This is a genomic window from Streptomyces sp. TLI_171 (assembly GCF_003610255.1).
In the GTDB taxonomy this organism is placed as follows: domain Bacteria; phylum Actinomycetota; class Actinomycetes; order Streptomycetales; family Streptomycetaceae; genus Kitasatospora.
Genome location: NZ_RAPS01000001.1, coordinates 1,315,158 through 1,333,075 on the forward strand (window position 1 = coordinate 1,315,158; position 17,918 = coordinate 1,333,075).

The 17,918-nt window shown below is 73.7% G+C and carries 16 protein-coding genes; 2 read left to right on the forward strand and 14 right to left on the reverse strand.

Annotated elements, in window-relative coordinates; all coding sequences use genetic code 11:
- Window positions 1-17 precede the first annotated feature (17 nt).
- Both BX266_RS06050 and tyrS read right to left on the reverse strand, forming a co-directional pair.
- The gene (locus BX266_RS06050) at window positions 18-1,631 is read right to left on the reverse strand and encodes an ATP-binding protein (RefSeq protein ID WP_099907461.1); all 1,614 of its coding nucleotides are present in this window, start codon (window positions 1,629-1,631) and stop codon (window positions 18-20) included.
- A gap of 496 nt (window positions 1,632-2,127) precedes the next feature.
- Window positions 2,128-3,540 (reverse strand): tyrosine--tRNA ligase, encoded by a 1,413-nt coding sequence (tyrS, locus tag BX266_RS06055; RefSeq protein ID WP_099897886.1) that lies wholly within the window; start codon window positions 3,538-3,540, stop codon window positions 2,128-2,130.
- Window positions 3,541-4,038: 498 nt separating this feature from the next.
- Between tyrS and BX266_RS06060 the strand changes: the two genes are divergently transcribed.
- Window positions 4,039-4,713 carry a DUF5995 family protein gene (locus BX266_RS06060; RefSeq protein ID WP_099897887.1) on the forward strand — a complete coding sequence of 225 codons (675 nt, stop codon included), beginning with the start codon at window positions 4,039-4,041 and terminating at the stop codon, window positions 4,711-4,713.
- A gap of 7 nt (window positions 4,714-4,720) precedes the next feature.
- Here BX266_RS06060 and BX266_RS06065 read toward each other — a convergent pair whose 3' ends face one another.
- From BX266_RS06065 to BX266_RS06105, 9 genes are all read right to left on the reverse strand, one after another.
- A complete protein-coding gene (locus BX266_RS06065; protein ID WP_099897888.1) occupies window positions 4,721-5,668 on the reverse strand; it encodes a terpene synthase family protein in 948 nt (315 codons plus the stop codon).
- Window positions 5,665-7,026, reverse strand: coding sequence for a cytochrome P450 (locus BX266_RS06070; RefSeq protein ID WP_180290399.1), 1,362 nt, complete (start codon window positions 7,024-7,026; stop codon window positions 5,665-5,667). Before BX266_RS06070 ends, BX266_RS06065 begins: the two co-directional genes overlap by 4 nt.
- Entirely contained in the window at window positions 7,023-8,645 is a 1,623-nt protein-coding gene (locus tag BX266_RS06075; protein ID WP_099897890.1) for a prenyltransferase/squalene oxidase repeat-containing protein, read from the reverse strand. The genes BX266_RS06070 and BX266_RS06075 overlap by 4 nt, the downstream gene beginning before the upstream one ends.
- Entirely contained in the window at window positions 8,642-9,763 is a 1,122-nt protein-coding gene (locus BX266_RS06080; RefSeq protein ID WP_259464570.1) for a polyprenyl synthetase family protein, read from the reverse strand. Before BX266_RS06080 ends, BX266_RS06075 begins: the two co-directional genes overlap by 4 nt.
- A gap of 169 nt (window positions 9,764-9,932) precedes the next feature.
- Window positions 9,933-11,150, reverse strand: a complete 1,218-nt coding sequence (locus tag BX266_RS06085) for a cytochrome P450 (protein ID WP_143686868.1) — start codon at window positions 11,148-11,150, stop codon at window positions 9,933-9,935.
- A complete protein-coding gene (locus tag BX266_RS06090) occupies window positions 11,147-11,764 on the reverse strand; it encodes an ATP/GTP-binding protein (RefSeq protein ID WP_399169088.1) in 618 nt (205 codons plus the stop codon). The genes BX266_RS06085 and BX266_RS06090 overlap by 4 nt, the downstream gene beginning before the upstream one ends.
- Complete coding sequence (locus BX266_RS06095) at window positions 11,739-12,119, reverse strand: DUF742 domain-containing protein (RefSeq protein WP_099897892.1); 381 nt, start codon at window positions 12,117-12,119, stop codon at window positions 11,739-11,741. Before BX266_RS06095 ends, BX266_RS06090 begins: the two co-directional genes overlap by 26 nt.
- Entirely contained in the window at window positions 12,116-12,553 is a 438-nt protein-coding gene (locus tag BX266_RS06100) for a roadblock/LC7 domain-containing protein (protein ID WP_099897893.1), read from the reverse strand. The genes BX266_RS06095 and BX266_RS06100 overlap by 4 nt, the downstream gene beginning before the upstream one ends.
- Window positions 12,550-13,905, reverse strand: coding sequence for an ATP-binding protein (locus BX266_RS06105; RefSeq protein ID WP_143686869.1), 1,356 nt, complete (start codon window positions 13,903-13,905; stop codon window positions 12,550-12,552). Before BX266_RS06105 ends, BX266_RS06100 begins: the two co-directional genes overlap by 4 nt.
- 373 nt (window positions 13,906-14,278) lie before the next feature.
- Between BX266_RS06105 and BX266_RS39755 the strand changes: the two genes are divergently transcribed.
- Window positions 14,279-14,401, forward strand: a complete 123-nt coding sequence (locus BX266_RS39755) for a hypothetical protein (RefSeq protein ID WP_259464571.1) — start codon at window positions 14,279-14,281, stop codon at window positions 14,399-14,401.
- Window positions 14,402-14,438: 37 nt separating this feature from the next.
- On the opposite strand, the gene BX266_RS06110 is transcribed toward BX266_RS39755, so the two are convergent.
- The 3 genes from BX266_RS06110 to BX266_RS06120 all read right to left on the reverse strand — a co-directional run bounded on the left by BX266_RS06110 (window position 14,439) and on the right by BX266_RS06120 (window position 17,686).
- Complete coding sequence (locus BX266_RS06110; protein WP_099897895.1) at window positions 14,439-15,878, reverse strand: GuaB1 family IMP dehydrogenase-related protein; 1,440 nt, start codon at window positions 15,876-15,878, stop codon at window positions 14,439-14,441.
- A 212-nt stretch (window positions 15,879-16,090) separates the two neighbouring features.
- On the reverse strand, window positions 16,091-16,717 hold the full coding sequence (locus BX266_RS06115; RefSeq protein ID WP_099897896.1) for a hypothetical protein: 627 nt from the start codon (window positions 16,715-16,717) through the stop codon (window positions 16,091-16,093).
- A gap of 159 nt (window positions 16,718-16,876) precedes the next feature.
- Complete coding sequence (locus tag BX266_RS06120; RefSeq protein WP_099897897.1) at window positions 16,877-17,686, reverse strand: transglycosylase SLT domain-containing protein; 810 nt, start codon at window positions 17,684-17,686, stop codon at window positions 16,877-16,879.
- Window positions 17,687-17,918 lie beyond the last annotated feature (232 nt).

Here is a 17,918-nt window from a genome sequence, read left to right on the forward strand (position 1 = left end):
GTTGGTCCGTTGCTGAATCACTTCTCGCCTTTCCCTGCTGACTCTTCACTGGCGTGGCGGCCGCCCTGGCCGGCGGACGGCTCCTGGCCGTTGACCCCGTCGGTGAAGGCGGCCAGCCACAGGCCGGGTTGGACCGGCTCGGGGGCGGGTTCGGGGACCTGCAGCGACCGGCCCGCCGACGCGCCGGGGCGCAACTGGGCGGCGTGGCGGCGGCGCTGGGGCAGGCCGTTGGCATTGCGTTCGACGACCATCGGGGCGTCGTCCTCCGCGGGTGCGGGGGCCGGCACGGCGCGCGGGTACGTCCCGGCCGGCGGGAAGGCCGCGGCGGCCGCGAAGCCGCCGGCGGGCGTGTGGGTGGCGGCGGGCGCGGCCGTGGGCGGGGTGTAGCCGTGCGGGTCGCGCTCCGGCTCCATCCGGCGCGGGCCGACCACGGTGGAGGCGGAGGCGGCCATCCGGCCGATGCCGTGGGCCCGGCTGGGCGCGGGCGCGGTGGTGATGTACCGCTGCGGGACGATCAGCACGGCCCGGACGCCGCCGTACGCGGACGGGCGCAGCGAGACCTGGAAGCCGTAGGCGCGGGCGAGCCGGCCGACCACGGCCAGGCCGAGCCGCGGGGTCTCACCGAGGTCGTTCAGGTCGATGCCGGACTCGGCCTCCTCCAGCATCCGTTCGGCGCGGGCGCGGCCCTCCTCGCCGAGGCTGAGGCCGCCGTCCTCGATCTCGATCGCGATGCCGGTCTGCACCTCGACCGCGGTGAGGTGGACGTCGGTCTGCGGCGGCGAGTAGCGGGTGGCGTTGTCGAGGAGCTCGGCGAGCGCGTGGATCAGCGGTTCGACGGCCGGGCCGGTGACGGCGACCTCGGAGACCGGGTGCAGTTCGACCCGGCGGAAGTCGAGGATCCGGGAGATGCCGCCGCGCAGCACGCTGTACAGCGGCACGGGATTGTTCCACTGGCGGCCGGGGCGGGCGCCGCCGAGCACCGCGATGGAGTCGGCGAGGCGGCCGATCAGCGCGTTGCCGTGGTCGAGGATCAGCAGGTCGTCGAAGACCGCCGGGTCGTCGCCGTGCCGGTCCTCCATCTGCCGCAGGTCGACGGCCTGGCGGTGGACGATCGCCTGCACCCGGCGGGCGATGTTGACGAAGGCGCGCTGCGCGGACTCGCGCATCGCCTCCTCGTTGTCGACCGCGTCGAGGACCGAGCGCAGCACGGCCAGCCGGGCGTCGTGGAACTCGTCGCCGGCGTTGGCGACGTGCTGCTGCTCGTAGGAGCGGAGCACGTCGGTGATGAACTCGCCGCCCTGCAGTCGGGCGACCGCGGCGGGCAGTTCGTTCTTGGCGAGTTCCAGCATGCCGGCCTGCTGCCGCGCCAGCCGGTGGTGCAGGTCCTCGTCGAGGCGGGCGGCCTCTGCGTAGGACTGCTCCAGTGCGCGGCCCCGGCGCACCGCTTCGTAGCCGGCCGCCGCCACGGCCGCCGCGCCGATCAGGCCGCACCAGATGATCCCCGAGGTCGTCTGCCCGGGGGCCGCGGCGGCGGCGAGGCCGATCGCCGCGCCGATCACCACCGCGGGCAGCAGACAGACGAGCACGGCTGCGGGCAGCCGGTTTCCTGGTGACGATCCGGCTCGAAGCATCAGCATCCTCAATACGGTCTCAGGGACGGAACAGCGGCACGGGTGGGGCCGGGCGGTGCGGCGGGGCCCGGGCGCGCAGCAGCATAGCCGTTGCGGGCTGAGGCTGACGGTTCGTCAGCACTCGTTTCCCCCAGAGGAGTTGACCTGGGGAGTTCGGTTCGACTGCGACACGCCCGACTCATAGGCTTGTCGCATCGGCGCCTGCCCAACGGTCCCAGCGCCCGGATTCACCCGGACGAGCGGCGGTCGCGGCGATCCTTCGCCCGCGGCGCGCACGAAGTGGTAGGAGCCCGGCCCGGCGAACAGGCCGTAAAGGTCATACTACTGACGGTCACTCAGTTCGTCATATTCCTGCGGAACATTCACCGGGACCGCCGAAGGCCCGCTCCTCTCCTCCGCCGTTCCTCCGCCAACGTGCGCCCCGCGCAGCCGACTTCATCCGAGCCCCCGCCCGGACGCCGCACCGTCACCTCGCGCGCGACGCGGCGCAAGCCGCTCAGGTCAGCTCGACGACCTTCCGGCCGCAGCGGAGGAAGAGGCGGCGGGCGGGGTCGGGGCGGGTCAGGCCGTGGGTGGCGAGGACGACGAGGAGGCGGTCGTCCGCGGCCGCGCGGGCGAGGGGGACGGTGCGCCGGTCGCCGTCGGTGGTTTCGATCACGAGCCGGAGGCCGCCGGCTTCGGCGACCCGGCGGACCTGGTTCAGGCTCGGGAGCTCGCCGGTGACCTTCACCAGCAGCTCGCCGAGCGTCGCCGCCCCGTGCGCCGCCGGGTCGAGCGACGGCAGCGGCCCGGCTTCGGAGAACCGGCGCACCGAGTAGCGGGCCCGGAACGCGTCCCGGGCGGCGAGCGCCGCCGGCGCCCCGTGCACGGTGGCGGTGACGGCGGCGGCCAGCAGGGTCTTGACGGCCATCGGGTGGCGGCGCCCGTCGTCGACCTGGGCGAGCAGCAACTCGACTTCTTCGTCGAGGAGTTCGGTGAGGGCGCGGAGGTAGTCGGGGAGCAGCCGGTCGGCGCAGGCCATCAGCCGGCCGAACATCTCCTCGGCGGGGAAGGCCAGCCCGACGAAGTTGTTCTTCGATTTGCTCATCTTGGCGCCCGTCCCGTCGGTGCCCTCGATCAGGCCGGTGGCCAGCACCACTTCGGGCCGCCGACCCTCCGCGGCCATCACCCGTCGGCACATCTGCAGGTTCAGCAGCTGGTCGAGGCCGCCGAGTTCGACGTCCGCGCCCAGTTCCACCGAGTCCAGCGCCATCACCACGGAGTACACCAGCTCGGCCAGGGTCAGTCCGCTGCCGTCGGCCAGCCGGGTGCGGAAGTCCTCCCGTTGGAGCGCGGCGGAGGCGGGCAGCCGGGACAGCACGCCGAGGAAGCGCGGCAGTGCGAGCGGCTCCAGCCATTCGCTGTTGAACCGGAACTCGGCCCGTTCGAAGTCGAAGAACGGGCCGACCTGCTCCCGGTAGGTCGCCACGTTGCGGTGGACGTCCTCGGCCGTGAGCGGCGGCCGTTCGGTGCTGCGCCCGGACGGGTCGCCGATCCGGGCGGTGACGTCGCCGACCAGGAACACCACCCGGTGGCCCATCCGTTGGAGGCGGCTGGCCAGGATCATCGGTACCGCGTGCCCGAGGTGGACCTCCGCGCCGGTCGGGTCGATGCCGAACTTCACGGTCAACGGCCGTCCCTCGGCGAGGAGTTCCGCGAGTCGGTCGACCCCGGGCAGGATCTGCGCGGCGCGTGCTCCGAGCAGTGCGGCCTGCCGCCGGGGCGGCAGCTCCGAGAGGTCCGCGGCGCGGCGTCCGGCCAGCAGTCCGAGCAGCCGTCCGAGGTCCGGTCCCTCGCGCAACTCCCCTTCTTCTTCGATCAGTTCGCGGATCAGGGTGATGCTTCGGTCGAACTCGCTGCCGGTGGTCATGGCCGTCCTCTCGGGGCGGAACGGGGGCGCGCCAACGGGGGCGCGTTGGGGAACGGGTCGTCGGGGGACGGGGCCTGACGGCGAGGAGCGCCGACCGGCCCGCGAAGGGACGGCCGCCCGAGGCTCACGGCGGGAACGAGGACCCGAGACGGAGCGCACCCCGCGGGCTCAGCGGCGCGGGGCGGGGTACGTCGGCGGGAGGATCATCCGGAGGCCCGGCCACCCGGGAAGCGGGCAGGCCGGTGGGCGGTGCGAGCCGCCACTAATATCGCTTCACCACGCGAACCTCCGGGGACCTGGAACGGCGGGGGCGCCCGTGCGCCCGGCTCCGCCGTCGCGGCCCATGCTGCCCGACCCGCCCCGATCTGCGCACCTGGTTATTCCCGCTCGCCCGTCCGCCCGCCGCGGCTTGGCAGCACCTCCCCTGCCTGCGAGGGTGGGCTGACGGCAGATCAGCACACCATCGGATCGTACGACCACGCCCGTAGGAGGACGCGCATGACCGCACCGGTGCTGACGGTGGACCAGGTGGTCGACCGGATGGCGCAGCTCGCCGCCGAACTCCCGGCCGGCGACGGGGTCGCCGTGTTCAACGCGATGTACCTCACCGTCACCAGGCTGGTCCGCGACCACCTCGCCGACGCCTACTTCGAGGATCCCGCCACCATGGCCGACCTCGACGCGGTGTTCGCCGCCCGCTACCTGACCGCCGTCGACGAGGACGGTGCGGGCCGCCGCCCCGCCGCCTGCTGGCGTCCGCTGTTCGAGCTGCGCGCCGCCCCGGGCATCCACCCGCTGCAGTTCGCGCTGGCGGGAATGAACGCCCACATCGAGAACGACCTCCCGCTGGCCGTCCTGGACACCTGCCACCGGACCGGCCGCTCCCCCGGGCAGCTGGAGGCCGACTACCTGCGGATCAACACCCTGCTCGCCGAGGTCGAGGCGCAGGTCCGGGCGACCCTGCTCCCCACCGGGGTGCCCGCCGCCGACCCGCTGCTGCACGTCCTCGGCGTGTGGAGCATCGACCGGGCCCGGGACGCCGCCTGGGCCTCGGTGCTGGCCCTGTGGGAGCTGCGCCGGGTCCCGCCCGCGTCCCGAACGGTCGCCGACGCCCTGTCCGGGTCCGTGGGCATGGTCAGCCGGGCGCTGCTCACCCCGCTCAGCCCAAACTGAGGCGCACTCAGCCCCCCTGGTAGCGGGCGTGGTCGATGTGCCAGACGTAGGAGCAGGCGATGGACTCCAGCGCCTCGGCGTGCCGCGCCAGCGGGGCCGAGCCGTCGGCGGCGAGCACCGCGATCCCGCGCCGGGCGGCGGCGGCCCGCTCCTCCCCCAGCCGGGAAGCCGCGGCGAACGCGGCGGCCACGTCGCAGTCCCGCTCCCGCGTGATCAGCGAGACCAGGTTCAGCGAGGTCGGGGCGCCCTTGGCGGACTCCCGCGCGTAGGAGCCCAGGTCGTTCAGGATGCCGGCGAGGTCCGCGACGGCCGTCTCCGGCTCCCGCACGGCCGCCGAGTGCCGTGCCCCGTCCGGCAGTTCGTACCCCAGGACGACTTCGGCGAGGGCGAGCAGGGTCCGCGCGAACACGGTGTGCGGGCGGACCGCGCGGTACTCCCGCAGGCCGACGGGCCCGGGTCCGCCCAGGTGGTGCGCCTCCCAGACCATGCCGAACAGGACGTCCCGGAGACACCCGGTGACGCGCAGGTACTGGGCGGCGGTCGCCCGGGCCCGCAGCCGCGCCAGCAGGTCGTGCAGGGCCGCGTCGAACACATCGGCTTCGCCGGACGGCTCGCCGTCGGCCAGCAGGTGGACGCATCCCTGGATCCGGCGCACCAGCCGGGCCGGGTCGGCGGCCGCGGTCGCCTCGCCGTGGGTGTCGTCGAACGCGGTGAGCCAGAGGAAGAGGTCCGCGCTCAGGAACAGGCCGTCCGGTTCGGCGCCGGGGAAGGTCCGCGCGACCCCGTGCGCCACGATGTCGCAGAGCAGGTGCCGGGCCTCGGGCCGGCCGAGCAGCGGGAAGCGGTCGAGCCACTGTTCCAGGTGCGCCCGGACGTCCGCCGCGTGGGGGCCGGCCGGGAACGGGCCGGGGAAGGCGCCCGAGAGGTCGGGCATGGGCAGGGCGGTGCTGGTCATGCTGCCTTCCGTGCCGCCGCGGGCGTTCTGGGTTCGGCGATCATCTGCAGGGAGGAGGGGTGGACGGTGATCGCGGGCACCGGCCGGACGTCGGTGCCCGGGGCGTGCTGCAGGGTCCAGCGGGAGGCGACCAGGGCGGTCAGGACCGTCGCCTCCGCCCAGGTGAAGGCGTCGCCGATGCACATCCGCTTTCCGGCGCCGAACGGGATGTACGCGCCCCTCGGGGGCTGCGGCCGCTCGGGGAGCCAGCGGTCCGGGTCGAACCGCAGCGGGTCGGGGTACAGCTCCGGGTCCCGGTGCAGCGCGTACGGGCTCCACACCAGGTCGGCCCCGGCGGGCAGGTGGGCGGTGCCGAGCCGGACCGGCACGTTGGCCTCGCGGGTCACGATCCAGCCGGGGTTGTGCAGCCGCAGGGTCTCGGTGACGAGCCGGCGGGTGAGGACGAGCCGGGGCAGGTGTTCGGCGGTCAGCGGGCCGCCGGCCAGGACGGTGTCCACTTCCTGGTGCAGCCGCTGCGCGAGGTCGGCGTTGCGGCCCAGTTCGTGGAAGAGCCACGCCATGGTGACCGCGGTGGTCTCGGAGCCGGCGGCCAGCAGGGCCGTGATCTCGGACAGGATCTCGTCCTCGTCCAGCGGCCGGCCGTCCTCGTCGCGGGCTTCGAGGAGCATCGAGACCAGGTCGTCCTGCGGCGCGGGGGCGGCCCGGTGGGCGGCGACGATGTCGCTGACGGTGCGGCGCAGCAGCGTGTTCGCGGCCCGGAGCTTGCGGTTGCCGGGCAGCGGCAGCCTCTCCCAGCCGGAGACCGGTACGACGGCGCGGCGGATGGCGGCCTGGAAGACGGTGTCGACGCTGTTCATGACGGCTTGCGCCGGGTCGCGGTCGGGCTCGGCGGAGAACATCACCGACATGACGACGCCCTGGGCCATGAGCTGCATCTCGTTCAGCACGTCGAGGCGCGCCCCGGGTTGCCAGGTCCGGACGGTGGCCTCGGCGGTGGCGCCCATCCGGTCGATGTAGGAGTTGATGCGCTCGCGGTGGAAGGCGGGCTGCATCAGGCGGCGGCGTTGCAGGTGCTGCTGCCCCTCGGCGATCGGCAGCGGGGATCCGCCGAACAGGCGGAGCTTGTCGAAGAGCCGGCCCTTGTTGAAGTTCGCGGACTGGGCGGTGAGCATCTCCCAGATCAGGTCGGGCGAGTTGACGACGAACACCGACCGCGGGCCGACCTTGATCTGCACCACGTCGCCGTGGCCGCGCAGTTGCTGCATGAAGCCCAGCCGGTCCCGGAGCAGCGGCACCACGTGTCCGAGGACGGGCAGGCGACCGGGTGCGTGCGGAACGGCGGTTGCGGGGGTGGTCACGGGCGGTGCTCCGTTTCGTGGCGGGTCCGCAGCAGGTGGCGGGCGGCGAGGACCTCGGCCTGGATCATCGCGTCCGGCGCGTAGAGGGTCTTGTCGTGCCAGAGGGCGGGGTGCTGGTGCTCGGGGGTGCGGGCGGTGTCGTGCAGGAAGGTTTCGGCGCGGTCCAGGGCATGGCCGGGTGCGATCCCGGGTGTGCGGAGCAGGATCTTCGCGGCGTAGGCGGTCTCCTCGGCGGTGCCGCCCCAGATGCCCCAGGACCCGTCCCGGTGCTGGGTGGCCAGCACCCAGTCGGCGGCCGCCCGCACGGCCTGGCGCGCCCGGGGGCCGGGTGTCGCGGCGAGCGCGGTGACGCACCGTTCGGTGACGTAGTACGGCGAGGCGTGCCACTTGTCGGTCCAGTGTCCGTCCGGCAGTTGACGGTCGGTCATCCAGTCCGCCACCCGGCGGACCACCGGCATCCGGTGCTCGGCCTGCTCGGGGTGGTGGCCGAGGTGGGCCTGCAGGGCCTGGACGGCGTGCGCGTTGGCGCTGAGCGATCCGGTGTCCTCGCCGAGGTAGCAGTCGTAGTGGCGGCCGTTGTCGAAGGGGGCGAGCGGCGCGGGGTCGCGGGGCCGGTCGACCAGGGCCGCGACGAGGACCGTCATGGCGGTGTCGTCGGCGTCCACCATCAGTCCGGGCGCGCCGCGCACCCCTTCGGGGTGGTGGATCCGGTCGACCCAGGTGCGCAGGGTGGGGACGGCGACGGGCGGCAGGCCGGGACGGGCCAGCGCGGCGGCGACCCAGAGCCGCTCGAAGACCGTGATCGGCGCCGCCTCCGGGAGGAGCCCGCCGTAGCGGTGGGCCACCGCGGTGAGCTCCTCGATCGCGCGCTGCCGCCGCTCCCCGGAGCGGGGTGCGGCGGTCAGCCAGGCCGCGGTGGCGGCGGGAGAGCTGCCGAGCAGCCCGTCCGCCGCGGGCAGCAGCGACTCCGGGAGGTGCCCGGAGATGCCTTCGAAGGTGTGGTTGAGCTTGAACGGGACTCTCCCGGCGGCCCGGCACTTCGCGGCGACCGCCTCGGGGGCCGCGGCGTGGTAGCCGCCCGGGACGACGGGACGCGCACCGCGGCGCCAGGGCCCGAGGTGCGGAAAGTCGGCGGTCCCGGGCCGGTCGAGGCGCTCGTTGACGGCGGCGACCAGGCCCGGGACGAGGATCTCGGCGGCCGCGGTGTCCGGCCACGGCCCGGCCGACGGCAGGTCGGCCAGCGCGGCGAGCCCGCGGGCGGCCGCCGCGGCGAGACGGTCCGTCAGCTCGCCGGCCACGGTGTGCCGCTCCAGCACCGCGAGCACCGCCTCGACGGCGCTCAGGGTCGGCAGCAGCCGGTAGGGCGCGGGGCCGTCGCCCCAGCTGCCGTCGGCGGCCTGCGCGCCGAGCAGGTAGTCGATCCTGGTCCGTTCGCCGGGCAGCCACGGCGCGCTGGACAGCACCCGGGCCGTCTCGTACGGGGACGGTCGGACGCTGCCCCAGGGGTCGGCGTCGACCGCGGCGATCAGTCGGGCCGCCGCGGCGGTGTGGATGTCGTCCGCCGGTCGGCGTTCGACGAGCGCCGTCGCCGGCGAGCTGTGGTGCGGGTGCTCGTTCATGCCTGCCTCGTTGTTGCGGCTCCGGCGATGTCCTGCAGCGTTGCGCGGACGTCGGCCGGGAATGGGGCGTGGTCGAGGGCCGCGAGCGCCTGGACCAGCCTGGTCCGGATCATCTCCTCGACGGCCTGGCGGGCTCCGGTGCTCTCCAGGACGGCGCGGACCACGGCGGTGTCCCGCTCGGTGAGGTTGCGCCGGCCGAACCGTGCGTGCAGCGACCGCAGTTCGCGGCGGGTGGCGCGCTGGGCCGCGAGCGCCATCAGCACCGTGGCCTTGCCCGCGCGCAGGTCGTCCAGCACCGGCTTCCCGGTCTGCTCGGGGTCGCCGAAGATTCCGAGGAGGTCGTCGCGGAGCTGGAACGCCTCGCCGAGCGGCAGTGCGAAGGCGCTCAGGGCCGCCGCCACCCGCGGGTCGGCGCCGGCCAGGGCCGCGCCGATGTGGAGCGGCCGCTCGATGGTGTACTTGGCGGTCTTGTACCGGATGACCCGGAGGGCGGTGTCGACGTCCTCGGGCAGCCGGCCGGTGGTCTGCAGGTCGAGGTACTGGCCGTAGAGCAGCTCGCTGCGCATCTCGTCCAGCAGCGGCAGGACCCGTTCCGGGCGGCGGGCCGTCAGGGCGGCTCCGTTCAGGAGCTCGTCGGACCAGACCAGCGCGAGGTCCCCGAGCAGCACGGCGGCGCCCAGGCCGTGGTGCGCGGCCCGGGCGGCCGGGCCGCCGTTGGCGGCGAAGTGGGCGGCGGCCAGGGCGCGGTGGGCGGAGGGCCGGCCCCGCCGGGTGTCGCTGGCGTCCATCACGTCGTCGTGGACGAGGGCGAAGGCCTGGAAGAGTTCGAGGCCGGCCGCCGCCCGGACCGCCGTGGAGCGGTCGTCACCGCCGCCCGCGGCGTGCCAGCCGGTCACGCACAGCAGGGGGCGCAGGCGCTTGCCGCCTGCCAGGAACGTGCGGAGCTGGGCGGTGAGGGCTTGCAGTTCCGGGCCGGGCGCGGACTGCTCCTTGGTGTCCAGGAACGTGGTCAGCGCCACGTCGACCTCCCGCCGCACGGCCGGGAGCTCCAGTGCGGCGGGCGGGGGTGCGACGTCGAGCGCGGGTGTTGCGCGTCTCCTGCGGTCAAGAACGGCCAATGCGTGTTCCTTTGGCGTGCCGGTTTGGTCAGGAACGCACTTCCCCAGGCGTTTCGACTGTCACGCCTGGTGTCGGTGTGGCGGACAACACCCTTCGGACCCGGGCCGATTTGTTGATGTCACATCACCACCGGTGGTACGGGCACCCCCTGACCCGCCGCCAGGACCGCTAGCGGGTGACCCGGCCGGGCTGGAGCGGGGTGAACCGGGCGGGCAGGGCCGTCAGGCTCCGGTAGATCGGGCCGCCGTGGTAGCTCAGCTCCGACGCCGGCACCGCGAGGGTGATGTCCGGCAGGTAGGAGGTGAGCCGTTCGATCGCGGCCGTGGCGACCAGGATCGCGGTGGACCGCGCCGGGCAGGCGTGCGGGCCCGCGGCGAAGGCCAGGTGCGCCTTGTTGCCGGACCGGTGCTCCTCCCGCGGCGGGTTGCTGTGCGGGCAGGTGTTGGCGCCCGCGTAGGAGACCATCACCGGGGACCCGGCCGGAATGAACGCACCGTGGAACTGGACGTCGTACCGGGGGAAGTGGAGGCTGTAGTTCGCCAGCGGCGAGTCGTTCCACAGCGCCTCGTCGATCGCGTGCTGGATCGGCAGGTTCCCGCTGGTCAGGCTGCCGAAGTAGCGGTCGTCCGAGAGCATCCGGGCGAGCGTGCTGGCGATCAGGTTGGTCAGCGGTTCGTTGCCCGCGCCGAGCACGATGATGACCTGCTGGAGGACGTCCTCGGGGCTCAACCCGTTCGGGTGGTCGATGAACCACGAGGTCAGGTCGTGCCCGCGCTGCTGGGCCTTGGTGCCGTACAGGGTGGTGAGGTACTCGTTCAGCGTCTGCGCGCCCAGGGCCATCTGCTGGGGGTCGGAGCTCACCATGCCGCTCAGCGCCGTCAGCAGGCGCTGGGCGTACTCGTCCGGCATGCCGAACAGCGCGTTGAAGACCATCAGCGGGATCTGCTGCGCGTACTGGGCGACCAGGTCGACCTCGCCGTCCGCCGCGAACTGCTGCAACAGCGTGTCGGCGTAACGGAACGTCAGGTTCCGGACGTCGTGCGGGTCGAGCAGGCTGAAGCTGTCCGTGATGACGCTTCGCAGGTGGGCGTGCTGCTCGCCGTCGGCGAAGAACAGGCTGGGCCGCCACTGCACGTGCGGCATGAGCGGGCTGTCCGCCGGGACCCGGTCCATCCACGGCCGGGTGTCCTTGGACCAGGTATCCGTGTCGTGGAGCAGGTCGAGGGCGGCCCGGTAGTCGGTGACCAGGTGGACGACGACGCCGGGGGAGATCTCCGCGCGGCCGACCGGCCCCTGCATGCGCAGCAGGTCGTAGCTGCGCCGCGGGTCCGCGTCGTGTTCCGGCCCGTGGATGCGCACCGGGGCGGCAAGAGGAGTGGCGGTCACGGGGATTCGTCTCCGGCTCGGGCGATCAGGTGGGCGGTCAGGGCGATCAGCGCGTCCAGGGTGGAGTTCTTGTCCCGGGCGTCGCAGGTGACCAGCGGGGTCCGGCTGTCCAGGTCGAGCTTGGCCCGCAGGGTGTCGAGGTTGTAGTCGGGCGAGGTCGGGAACGTGTTCACGGCGACCGCGTAGTCCAGGCCGCGTTCCTCGATCAGGTCCATCACCTCGAACGACTGGTCCAGGCGGCGGGTGTCGGCCAGCACGAGGGCGCCGATGGCGCCGTCGGCGATGTCCTCCCAGAGCGGCAGGAAGCGCCGCTGCCCGGGGGTGCCGTACAGGTAGAGCACCACCTTGGCCTGCGGCACGGTGAGGCGGCCGAAGTCGATGGCGACCGTGGTGGTGGTCTTGCCGCGCAGGCCGTCGAGGGTGAGGTCGTCCGCCGAGGCGGCGGCGTCGGTCATCACCTCGTCGGTGTGCAGGGTGGGGATCTCGGAGAGCGTCCTGATCGCCGTGGTCTTCCCGATGCCGAGGGGGCCCGCGACCAGGATCTTCAGCCGCTGGTGGTCCTCCTCGGGCAGGTAGACAGGACGGGGGCTACTGCCTGAGCGCGCGGAGTCCACTCAGCACCTCTTCCAGGAGTTCTTTCGACGGACGGTCGGCGCTTGCGTCGGGGAGTAATGCCTCGGGAGCCGGCACCCGCACCTGCAGGTGGCCGCCGTCGAGGAGTTGGGAGACCAGGACCTTGCACACGCCGGTCTGCAGCCGGAGGTAGGCGGCCGTCTCACTGACCGTCAGCGTGCCGCCGGTGAGCAGCGAGAGGATCCGCTGCTGCACCGGGGTGTGGTGCGGGGCCGGCGGGAGGCCGGTGGCGACCACGGCCATCAGCGAGTGGACGGTGTTGCGGGTCGGCGTGCCGACGCCCCGGGTCGCCAGGTAGCTGGGGATCATCCGCCGCCGCGGCAGGGGGCGGCTCATGACGCCCCCTGTGTGCGGGCCGGCACGGACATGAGTTGCTCGCCGAGCTTCTTGGCCTGGCGGGCCATGATGTGCGCGACCGTGCCCATCGGCATGTCGAGGCTTCCGGCGACCGCGATGAAGGTGTTGGTGCGCGCGCCGGCCGGCATGATCATGTACGTGCCGTGGGCGTTCTGCACGGTGATGGTGGTGACGGGGGTCCCGTCCGGGGCTTCCAGTGCCGCGTTGGCGGCCGCGCGGGCCGCGCCGTGCAGGGCGGCCGTCATGGCGGAGATGCCTTCCGCGGTGTCCCGGGCGAGTCCGTCCGTCGCACCGATGACCATGCCGTCGCTGGACAGGATCAGGGCGTGCTTGACGTCTTTGCTGACCTCGGTGATGGGAGTCAGGACCCACGACGGGTCCTCGATCACCGGGCGCGAGGTGGAGAGCGTCACTGTGCTTCCTTCGAGTCGATGTGGGCCTGGCCGGCGGCGAGCCCGGCCTGGAACTGGCTCCAGGTGTCACGAGCCGCTTCCGGGTTCAGCTCCTGGGGCTCGATGCCGGGAGCGTCGCTGCGGCTGCGATCGGCGCGGGGGCGCCGACGGCGCTGGGGCAGGTCGCCGCTGTCGTCGGCGCCCTCGCTGTCGTCCGGGGCGGCGCTGTTCGGGGCAGCCGGAGCGGGCCACTGCGGGGCCGCGGGGGCTGCGGCGGGAAGGGCGGCCATCGCGGAGATCGGCTCCTCTTCCTCGTCGATCGTGGTCAGCAGGTGCGGGGGGATGGTGAGGACCGCGCGGACCCCGCTGTAGGGGGAAACCTGGTCGATCGAGACCTGGAAGCCGTGGTCGGCGACGAGCCGGCCGATGGCGGCGAGGCCGAGCGCGGGCGGGTCGCCGAGCTCGGTGAGGAGGGTGTCCTGCTGGTCCGCACCGGAGACCAGGCGGACGCCGCGGCGGACGGCCTCCGCGCTCATGCCGGTGCCCGCGTCGTCGATGGTGATGCAGATGCTGCCGTTGCCGGTCTGGATGACGCCGGCCTCCACCGCGAGGTCGTCGCGGGAGTGCTCCAGGGCGTTGGCCATCAGCTCGGTGAGGGCCACCGCGATGGGCTCGGCGGCGCGGCCGACGACCGCGAGGTTCGAGTCGAGCAGTCGCGAGCTGACCTTGATCCGCTCGTAGCCGTGCAGCCGGGACGAGGCCCCGCTGACGATCTCGACGACGTAGGTGTCCGGGCGCACGTGCCCGGGCCAGGCGCCGCAGACGATCGCGGCCTTCTGGACCAGGCGGATCGCCTGCTCGTTGAGGTGGTCGACCCGGAACAGGCTGTCGAGCAGCCGCGGGTCCTCGAAGTCGCCCTGCAGGCTCTCGACCTGGGTCTGCAGCCGGTACGACAGCGCCTGGATGTCCTGGCAGGCGCCGCGGAGTGCGGCACGGGCGGAGGCGTCGATCCGCCGCCGCTCCTTGACCACCGTGTCCGAGTAGTGGCCGAGCACGGATTCGTGCAGCGCGGCGTACGCGGTGCCGGCCAGGGCCTCGTTCTTCAGGCCGGGCACCGGGTGGTGCGAGCTGACCAGGTTCAGCGCCAGGGCCGGGAGTCGGGTGGCGACCAGGTGCTGGAGCTCGTCACCGAGCTGCTGGAGCTGGTGGTCGAGTGCCTGTCCGCGCAGCTCGGAAGCTTTCAGCGCCTCGGACTGCACGGCGCTTCGCGCCACCAGGGCGCGACGCGAACGTGCCAGCAGCGCCGTGGCTACGGCGCCTGCCGCGGTCGTGGCGCCAAGCACCACTGCGGCGGTCTCGGGAATCGAGGTCAACGGTGGGGTCCTCGGGCTCGAGCCGGCTCCGGAGGCCAGACGTTGAGGAGCAGCCCGTTCACCGCGAACGAGCGCCCGACCTTGGGAGTCCCGGCAGATTTGCGGACGAAAACTGATCGGAGCAGCACCCAGGCGCAACCCCACGGAATGTCATGCACGCGACAGAATGCCACGCGGACCGGCGGCCCTGCACCTCGCCGCCGGGCTCACTGTCGAGCCGGCGCTCCGCACGGGACGCCCCACGCCCCGGCAGACGATGGCCTGGCAGTCGTGAGCGTCATCCTGAACTCCGCGGGGGTCTTCCATCAGGGCCGCGGAGCGACAACTGGCGTCAGAAGCTCCGCATCTGAGCGATCATTAGATCATATTGACCATGGAGTTCACTATGTTGGCCCACTCCGTGGACGCCGCCGTGGACGCGGGCGTGCCCGCCGACGCCGACCCCGACGCGGACCCCGGCCCGGACGCCGACAGACGACACCGCCCGGGCCGATGATCGACCCGGGCGGTGCGGAGGCGGTGCTGAGCGGGCATCAGCCCCAGCTGGTGTGCAGCGGCTTGCCCTCGGCGTAGCCGGCCGCGCTCTGGATGCCGACGATCGCCTTCTCGTGGAACTCGGCCAGGTCGGCCGCGCCCGCGTAGGTGCAGGAGGACCGGACACCCGCGACGATCGAGTCGATCAGGTCCTCGACGCCGGGGCGGGCCGGGTCGATGAACATCCGCGACGTGGAGATGCCCTCCTCGAACAGGGCCTTGCGGGCCCGGTCGTAGGCGGACTCCTCGGAGGTCCGGTTGCGCACCGCGCGGGCCGAGGCCATGCCGAAGCTCTCCTTGTACTGGCGGCCGTCCGCGGTGGTCTGCAGGTCTCCGGGCGACTCCAGGGTGCCCGCGAACCAGGAGCCGATCATCACGTTGGAGGCGCCGGCGGCCAGCGCCATCGCCACGTCGCGCGGGTGCCGGACGCCGCCGTCCGCCCACACGTGCTTGCCGAGCCGGCGGGCCTCGGCGGAGCACTCCAGCACGGCGGAGAACTGCGGCCGGCCGACGCCGGTCATCATCCGGGTGGTGCACATCGCGCCGGGGCCGACGCCGACCTTCAGGATGTCGGCGCCCGCCTCGACCAGGTCGCGGACGCCGGCCGCGGAGACCACGTTGCCGGCCACGATCGGGACCTGCGGGTCCAGGCCGCGGACCGCGCGCAGCGCGCTGATCATCGACTCCTGGTGGCCGTGCGCGGTGTCCACCACCAGCACGTCCGCACCGGCCTCCAGCAGCGCCTTGGCGCGGCCCGCGACGTCGCCGTTGATGCCGACGGTGGCGGCGATCCGCAGGCTGCCGTCGGCGTCGACGGCAGGGGTGTACAGCGTGGCGCGCAGCGCGTTCTTGCGGGTCAGCAGGCCGACCAGGGTGCCGTCGGGGGCGACCACGGGCGCGAGCTTGCGGTGCGCCTCGTTCAGGCGGTCGAAGGCGGCGCGCGGCTCGATGCCGGCGTCCAGCAGCAGCAGGTCGCGGGACATCACCTCGGACAGGCTGGTGAACCGGTCCACGCCCTGGCAGTCGCCCTCGGTCACCACGCCGACCGGCTTGCCGCCCTCGACCACCACCAGCGCGCCGTGGGCGCGCTTGGGCAGCAGCGAGAGGGCGTCCGCGACGGTGTCGCCGGGGGCGAGGGTCAGCGCGGTGTCGTGCACCAGGTGGCGCTGCTTGACCCAGCCGATCACCTCGGAGACGACCTCGATCGGGATGTCCTGCGGGACGGCCACCAGGCCGCCGCGCCGGGCCACCGTCTCCGCCATCCGGCGCCCCGCGATCGCGGTCATGTTCGCCACCACCAGCGGGATGGTGGTGCCGGTGCCGTCCTGCGAGGACAGGTCGACGCCCTGCCGGGAGCCCACGGCGGAGCGGCTGGGGACCATGAAGACGTCGTCGTACGTGAGGTCGTACGCGGGCTTGAGGTCGTTCAGGAAGCGCATGAAGGGGCTCTCTGGCTGGGGAAACGGTTACACCGGGGGCGCGGTACGGCGAGGCCGTGCGGCGCACTCGGGCGCGCCGCACCCAACGTTCGATTCTCGTTCATTCCCCGGTCGCGGGCCAGCCCACGCCTGAATCCTGAAGATCGACACAACCGGACGCCCCCGGATCCGCAGGCCCCTTGGAGGAAGCTCCAAGGGCGCGGGCCGTTCGGTCAGGTCCCGCCCGCGAGCCGGCGCCCCTCGGCCAGGAACGCCGTGGTGGCGGCGGGGCCGCCCAGCGCGGCCAGGGTGCGCGCGGCGCCGAACGGCGCGTTCCAGAACTCCCCGCTCGGCGGGGTGTGCGGGCCGACGTACGCGTACGGCTCCGGGAGGTACGCGTCGCCGGGCGAGATCCCGTAGTTCACGGCGTCCACCGTCACCCCGAGGTCGAAGTGCTCCGGCCACAGCACCGGATCGGCCTGCGGGAACAGCGCCCGGAGCGCCGCGTCGCCGTGCGCGAAGCAGGCCGCCACCGCCTCCGCGGCCTCCGGGTCCAGCTCCAGCGGGGCGTCCACCGGCACTCCCGAGCCGTCCCCGTACAGCCCCTCGGGCCGGCCCGCCGCGACGCCGACGGCCGCCCCGAGCTCGGCGCAGCTCACCCCGGACAGCGCCAGCGCCCGCCCCGCTCCGACGAGTTCGGCCCCACGCACGCGCAGCTGCGGTTCGAACCGGCAGGCGAACCCGCCGGGGCGCACCCGCAACCGGATGGTCCCGGCCGCCCGGTACTGCGGCCCGGCCAGCAGGTGTTCGGCGACCGCGTGCAGGGCGGTGCGGGTGCGGACGTGACGCTGCGGATCCATACCGCCATGGTGGCGCGCCGACCACGGCCCCGGCGAGCGGCCGCGGGCCGCGGGCCGATCCCGAGCGGGACGGACGCGTGGCGGCGGCCCGCCCCCGGAACGCGCGCCGGCCCCCGGCGCGGGTGCGCGGGGGGCCGGTCGGCGTGCTGGCTGCGGTTCTTAGTAGCCGCGCCAGTGGGAGCCGTAGCCGCGGGCGGCGGCCATGTTGTCCATCGAGCCGTAGCGGGCGTCGCAGTAGCGCGAGCTCGCGACCAGGTTGTCGACGGGGTTGCGGATGTCCGTGTGGCCGGGCAGCGCGTAGGCGCGGAAGGTCGGCATGATCATCTGGGTCAGGCCGATCGACGGGGTGCCCATCTTGGCGTTCGAGTCCCAGTTGTTCTGGGCGTTCGGGTTGCCGGAGGACTCGGCGATCGCGGCGGCGTGCATCGCCTTCGCGGACGGGACGGGCTTGCCGGCGGCGGCGAGCACGTCGCGGGCCTCGGCGATCCAGCCGTCCAGGTTGTTCGGGTAGGTCTTCTTGGCCGGCGCGGCGGGCTCCGCGGCCTTCGGCTCCTCCGCCTTGGGCTGCTCGGCGGGCTTGGGCTGCTCGGCGGGCTTGGGCTGCTCGGCCGGCTGCGGCTGCGCCTGCTGCTGCTCCTGCGGCTGGGCCTGCTGCTGCGCGGGCTGGGCCGCGGGCTGCTGCTCGGCGGGCTGCTGGGTCTGCTCCTGCTGCGGCTGCTGCTCCTGCTGGACCGGCTGGCGGTCCTCGCTGCGGGAGGCGGTCCGGTCGTCGGTCCGCCCGTCGGCGGCGACCACGGCGTTGTCGGTGCGGGTGGAGTGCGCGGGCGCGGCGATCGCCTGGGTGATCGGCAGCAGCGTGCCGACCGCGATGGCGCCGGCCAGGCCGATGCCGAGAACGGCGTCGGGCATGCGGTGGTGGCCCATCCGCACCTGGGGCAATCGGCCGAGGTTGGTCTTGATGCGTCGCATGTCGGGTACCTCCGAGAGTCGGTTCCAGGTCACGCCGAGCCCGGGTTGGACATGCGGGACTCCCGCTCGGTGCGGGTTTCCACGGCCCGGGACGGCCGGCCCGGCGGCTCCTGCTCACCGGGAGCGCTGCGCCGCACTGGTCATGCGGTCCGCTGCGCTGTGAAGCCCCGTGAGCACTCGGAACGGCTCGGGGCACAACCACGACACTGCCTGAGCCCCAACGGCGCGGCAA

What these genes read in the sequence shown, in the direction of transcription:
- BX266_RS06120 (WP_099897897.1), bottom strand. Translation starts at nt 17,686, where the DNA reads ATGCGACGCATCAAGACCAACCTCGGCCGATTGCCCCAGGTGCGGATG.
- BX266_RS06065 (WP_099897888.1), bottom strand. Translation starts at nt 5,668, where the DNA reads ATGACCAGCACCGCCCTGCCCATGCCCGACCTCTCGGGCGCCTTCCCC.
- BX266_RS06095 (WP_099897892.1), bottom strand. Translation starts at nt 12,119, where the DNA reads ATGAGCCGCCCCCTGCCGCGGCGGCGGATGATCCCCAGCTACCTGGCG.
- tyrS (WP_099897886.1), bottom strand. Translation starts at nt 3,540, where the DNA reads ATGACCACCGGCAGCGAGTTCGACCGAAGCATCACCCTGATCCGCGAA.
- BX266_RS06115 (WP_099897896.1), bottom strand. Translation starts at nt 16,717, where the DNA reads ATGGATCCGCAGCGTCACGTCCGCACCCGCACCGCCCTGCACGCGGTC.
- BX266_RS06110 (WP_099897895.1), bottom strand. Translation starts at nt 15,878, where the DNA reads ATGCGCTTCCTGAACGACCTCAAGCCCGCGTACGACCTCACGTACGAC.
- BX266_RS06075 (WP_099897890.1), bottom strand. Translation starts at nt 8,645, where the DNA reads ATGAACGAGCACCCGCACCACAGCTCGCCGGCGACGGCGCTCGTCGAA.
- BX266_RS39755 (WP_259464571.1), top strand. Translation starts at nt 14,279, where the DNA reads ATGGAGTTCACTATGTTGGCCCACTCCGTGGACGCCGCCGTGGACGCG.
- BX266_RS06060 (WP_099897887.1), top strand. Translation starts at nt 4,039, where the DNA reads ATGACCGCACCGGTGCTGACGGTGGACCAGGTGGTCGACCGGATGGCG.
- BX266_RS06050 (WP_099907461.1), bottom strand. Translation starts at nt 1,631, where the DNA reads ATGCTTCGAGCCGGATCGTCACCAGGAAACCGGCTGCCCGCAGCCGTG.